Source organism: Gilliamella sp. GillExp13, assembly GCF_001690815.1.
Classification (GTDB): Bacteria; Pseudomonadota; Gammaproteobacteria; order Enterobacterales; family Orbaceae; genus Gilliamella; species Gilliamella bombi.
In genome coordinates this window covers 1-4,934 of the sequence record NZ_LZHJ01000033.1, presented here as the reverse complement: position 1 = coordinate 4,934, position 4,934 = coordinate 1, and the positions used below count along the sequence as shown (strand labels likewise).

The window sequence follows — 4,934 nt, the reverse complement described above, 5'->3', positions numbered from 1 at the left end:
TACTCGGTGCCTTACAATGCCTATAGGCTTTGCCTTTTCGCCTTAGATAAGGTTTGAATTGTTCATAGCGCGCTTTATTTTGATAAAGATAGTTATAGATTGATTGGACGCTGACTTTCTCTAAACGTGCGGCAATCTGCTCTGGGCTGTAATAAAGCATGAGGTATTTTTCAACTTGGCGCCATACCGAAGACTCTATTGGCTTACCATTACCGCTGTTTTTTCGCCTTTTCCTAGCTAGGGTTACCGCATCATGTGCTTGATAGGCTTGATTAGGTTTTGAGTTTCTTTTTATCTCTCGACTTATTGTCGAAGGATGTCTATTGAGTAGCTGGGCTATCTCTTTTTTATTCTTTCCGGCTTGTAATAATACGAAAATTTGGTATCTTTCCTTTCTAGAAAGGTGATTATAATGCATAGCAATCTCCAAACTGTGGTGGTGCGAAGGTGCTAGTATAAATCACCTTTCTACTTTCTTCACTCCACCGTGTTTAAAATTGCACTTCATGTTTGAATCCAGGTTTTCCCTTAAAAAATTAGAGTTGTTTCACAATTTTATTTAATAGTGTTGATTATTTAATAAGCCATACTAAAACGTAGCCTTTCCTGAAAGTTTTTAACAAAATAAGTGATATATCGTTTAAATAAATCTGGCAGGTTTGAATATAAGGTAAGTCGGGTAAATGGAAAGCAAGAATAAATTTTTATACTTTCCATTTCAACATATTATTAAATAATAATTAAAATTCTACGGTCAGCATTTATTATGCAATATCTTTAGCTATATACTTTTGACTGTTATCCTTTATAAATAAATATAATCCAACCAATGCACCAAATCCAAATAATCCAATAACATAAATAGCTGGCGCCATTTTGCTAACAAAATCACTCAAAAAGGAGATCAACAGAGGTGTTAATCCGCCCGCAATAGCGTAAGCCATATTAAATGAAAATGATACACCACTGTAACGAATCTGGGTAGGAAACACTCTCACCATAAAATAAGCAAAAGAGCCTACAATACCAACACTAAAACCTGCTAAAGAATAAGTAATAAATAAAAGATGTGGGTTATCTAATGAAAGATAAAAAATAGCAATAACAATAGTTGCAATAACACAACCTATTAACATCACTTTCCCCATAGCAAATTTATCCATCATCATTCCATAAAATGTACAACTTATAATTAGTCCAATGATGCCTAATATATTTCCTTGCAACGCATCAATCGCTGAATAACCAAATTGCTTTTGTAATAAAATTGGTGTCATTAGCATAATAACCATAATACCAGCAGACAACACCCAAGTGAGTAGCATGGATAAAATAGTTTGAGGCAAATACCCCGTTAATACAGTGAGCACTGGTATTTTTTTAGCTAATTCTTGTTGTTTACGATTTTGCATTTCCAGAAAAATTGGTGTTTCTTTTAACCAACGACGTAAATACATTGCTATCAATCCAAAGACACCGCCAACTATAAATGGTATGCGCCATCCCCAATCAATAAGTTGTTCCGAAGATAAGCACTTATTCATGGCCGTTGAAACTAGCGAACCGATCAAAATACCTAGGCTTAATCCACTTGTTAATATTCCACATGCCAATCCAATTTTATTTTTCGGTACATGCTCAGATACAAAAGTCCAAGCGCCAGGAACTTCTCCTCCTACAGCTAGGCCTTGACATAATCGCATAAGCAGTAACAATAAAGGTGCAAAAATACCAATATTAATATACGTAGGTAAACAACCTATAAATAGTGTTGGTAATGCCATAAGCAGTATACTTAGCGTAAACATCCTTTTGCGACCAAATCGATCGCCAAAGTGCGCCATAACAATTCCACCCAATGGGCGTATTAAATATCCAGCAGCAAAAATACCAAAGGTCTGTACTTGGCTCAGCCAATCAGGCATATCATTCGGGAAAAAAAGGTGACTAATGGTTATAGAAAAAAAGACAAAAATAATAAAATCATAAAATTCTAATGCTCCACCTAATGCAGAAAGCGACAACGTTTTATAATCCTGAGCATTTAGAGTTCTTGTCGGTGTATGGAGTACTTTTGGCATGTTCATCCTTGTAAATTATTGTTTACAAACAGTTTAATATTTTTAACTACTATACTCTAACACTTAATCTTTTAAAAGAAGATAACAAATTAAGTAATAATTTAACTCAATCATAATGCCACTATATAACAATTGAATTTATTAAAATTAAGCATATCTTTAAAACTAGCACAAATGATTAATAAACAACCAAATAAAAGAACTACAATAATACATCTTACTAAACGGAGAGCTATAAAATGGCTAAAAAATGTATTTCTCGTGGTAAATTTACACGTATGCAGCAGTTATCAAACCAAGATGGCATTATTGCAGCATTAGCGATTGATCAACGCGGTTCAATGGTTAAAATGATGGAATCTGCTGTGGGGAAAGATCGTTATCATATCGATATGGTGTATGAATTTAAAGAACTTGTCTCTCAAGAATTAACTAAATATGTTAGTGCAATTTTGTTAGATGAAGAATATGGTTTTAAAGGCATGGCGGCTAAAAATAGCAATGCTGGATTAATCATGTCATACGAAAAAACAGGATATGATGCTAGTACTCCAGGACGATTACCCGATATTTTGCCTGAGGATTCATTACAACGCCTAATAAAAAAAGGTGCCGATGCTGCAAAAGTATTGGTTTATTATAATCCAGATGATCCTCAAGATATTTTAGACAAAAAACATGCTTTTTTAGAACGTTTAGGCAATGAAGCTAGAGCTGCTGATATTCCTGTATTTGTTGAACCGATTGTATATGATAACGTGATAACCGATGATAAAAGTCCTGAATTTGCAAAAATTAAACCTCAAAAAGTCATCAATACAATAAAAGAGTTCACTAAAGAGCAGTATTATATTGATATTTTAAAAGTCGAAGTTCCCGTATTGTTTAAGAATGTAGAAGGCTTTAACGACAACAATGTAGTTGTTTACACACAAAAACAAGCTGCTGACTATTTTAAACAAGCAAGTGAAGTAGCAACCCGCCCTTTTATCTATTTAAGTGCTGGCGTACCAACAAAGACCTTCCACCAAGAACTTATTTTTGCTGGTGAAAATGGCGCTAAATATAGCGGCATCCTTGGAGGTAGAGCAACATGGTTTGAAGGTGTTGCGGCCTATGCTAATGGAGGCAAAGAAGGGTTAAAACTTTGGTTAGATCAAACTGGTCGTGAAAATGTTGAGCATCTCAATAAGATATTAAAACAATATGCAACACCTTGGTACGATATCTATGGTGGTAAAGATAATATTGAAGTGATTGATGTTAAATTAGGTAATTAATTGCTAAAACAAAAAAGAACAGGTTTATTCCTATTTTTCCTGTTCTTTTTAATACCTCGTTTTAGAACCATGATTTAATATCAAACAAAAATAGCAAGATCCGCATTTTTAATCATTAAATAGCTTTATCAAAAAATAGATCAACTTTACTAAATTTAGCCATTGATTGTAGGTAATCCTTAATTTTAGATGAAAAAGTTAAGCTTTTAACACACGTCAAATTACGTAAAACTGGAAACAAACAGATATCATCTAAAGATAATTGTCCATTACATGCATCTGGTGACACAATCAATAACTCAAGTTTATTTAATATAGCAGATACGGCAGACACTAATGAATCCGTTTGCATCAAACATTCATCAAACGATCCCATTTTTTTTGATTTACTATTAACAAAAGAATCGATAGCACTTTGTGTCGCAAACTCAGCTAAACCTAGTTTTATATAACGTGGACACACTAACTTATAATCATATTGTTGCAACTGTTTTATTAAATCTGTGATATCTGGCGATCTAGGACCTGTTAAAATGGGTTTATCGCCATAATTGTTATCAACATAATCAACAATGACTAAACTCTCAGGCATATAGCTACCATCATCTTTTTGTAAAATAGGCACCATTTTTTCACCAATCATACGCTCTGGCGATTGAAAATCATCACTCAATAATACCTGTTTTTCAACCGGTATATTTTTTAGACCAAAAATCATTCTAGCCCTAACACAAAAAGGGCAATGCTCATAAATATACAGTTTCATTTTCGCTTCCTTAAGCGTTCAACCGCCCATAATAAAAAAACTAACCCCAAAAATAATAAAAAAACAATACTTGAAGCATACAAAGCTTTGGGATAACCGATTCGTACAACATTAATAAAAGGGTATGGATATTGATTAGTATAATGACCTCGGACAAAAATATAAATGCCGTAAGATAGCATTGATAATATTGATCCTATAATGACATGAACGTTGATGCGTCTAAATGGTCCCCAAATCAGCCAACTTAATAAACCCAAAGCAGGTATAACAGCATGTAAACTTTCGTTAGTGATTTTCATTAATACATTAGGCGGGGTATGGATACCTCTTAACACTAAATTATACACAATAGCCGTTATAATCACACCAGCCAAACCATTTAAGCGAATAACTTTAAAACTATATCGATTACAATTGGGGTTAACAGATAGCCACAAACAACTTAATGCCAGCATCAAATTTGATAACACCGTAAAAAAGCTATAATAATAAATTAATCGACCTATGGAAGATTCTGGTTGCCAAGGACGAAACTTTGTATGCCAATAAATATAAGTTTCCATGGCAATAATTGCGATAGCAAACAGTGCTATAAAAAGATTAATACTTCGCTTTAGCATAAAAAATAAATATAGATAAAACAGTACATCAGTATACACCAAACAGTATAAAAGCAAAAAGTTAACTGATTATTTTAAATTAATGCAAATAATTTAAAATAATCAGTTTTTAATATATAAATAAAATGCAATTTAACTAAAACATACTAACTAATGTCTACTGAGTGATATAAAAATAAATATG

5 protein-coding genes are annotated in these 4,934 nt (G+C 33.0%); 1 reads left to right on the top strand and 4 read right to left on the bottom strand.

What is annotated here, in order from left to right; all coding sequences use genetic code 11:
* The coding region (locus A9G37_RS02980) for a helix-turn-helix domain-containing protein (RefSeq protein ID WP_141671027.1) at window positions 1-418 on the bottom strand (418 nt) is incomplete at its 3' end.
* A 346-nt stretch (window positions 419-764) separates the two neighbouring features.
* Window positions 765-2,081, bottom strand: a complete 1,317-nt coding sequence (locus tag A9G37_RS02975) for an MFS transporter (protein ID WP_065574571.1) — start codon at window positions 2,079-2,081, stop codon at window positions 765-767.
* Between the two features lie 239 nt (window positions 2,082-2,320).
* On the opposite strand from A9G37_RS02975, the gene A9G37_RS02970 reads away from it, so the two are divergent.
* Window positions 2,321-3,361: a tagatose 1,6-diphosphate aldolase gene (locus tag A9G37_RS02970; RefSeq protein WP_065560449.1), complete on the top strand. Its 1,041-nt coding sequence runs from the start codon at window positions 2,321-2,323 to the stop codon at window positions 3,359-3,361.
* 115 nt (window positions 3,362-3,476) lie between these two features.
* Here A9G37_RS02970 and grxB read toward each other — a convergent pair whose 3' ends face one another.
* Window positions 3,477-4,127 (bottom strand): glutaredoxin 2, encoded by a 651-nt coding sequence (gene grxB, locus A9G37_RS02965; protein ID WP_065574570.1) that lies wholly within the window; start codon window positions 4,125-4,127, stop codon window positions 3,477-3,479.
* Window positions 4,124-4,750, bottom strand: coding sequence for a Pr6Pr family membrane protein (locus A9G37_RS02960; RefSeq protein WP_065574569.1), 627 nt, complete (start codon window positions 4,748-4,750; stop codon window positions 4,124-4,126). The genes grxB and A9G37_RS02960 overlap by 4 nt, the downstream gene beginning before the upstream one ends.
* Window positions 4,751-4,934 lie beyond the last annotated feature (184 nt).

Excerpts from the sequence above, each read along its gene's own strand:
- A9G37_RS02975 (WP_065574571.1), bottom strand. The coding sequence starts at position 2,081 with ATGCCAAAAGTACTCCATACACCGACAAGAACTCTAAATGCTCAGGAT.
- A9G37_RS02970 (WP_065560449.1), top strand. The coding sequence starts at position 2,321 with ATGGCTAAAAAATGTATTTCTCGTGGTAAATTTACACGTATGCAGCAG.
- grxB (WP_065574570.1), bottom strand. The coding sequence starts at position 4,127 with ATGAAACTGTATATTTATGAGCATTGCCCTTTTTGTGTTAGGGCTAGA.
- A9G37_RS02960 (WP_065574569.1), bottom strand. The coding sequence starts at position 4,750 with ATGCTAAAGCGAAGTATTAATCTTTTTATAGCACTGTTTGCTATCGCA.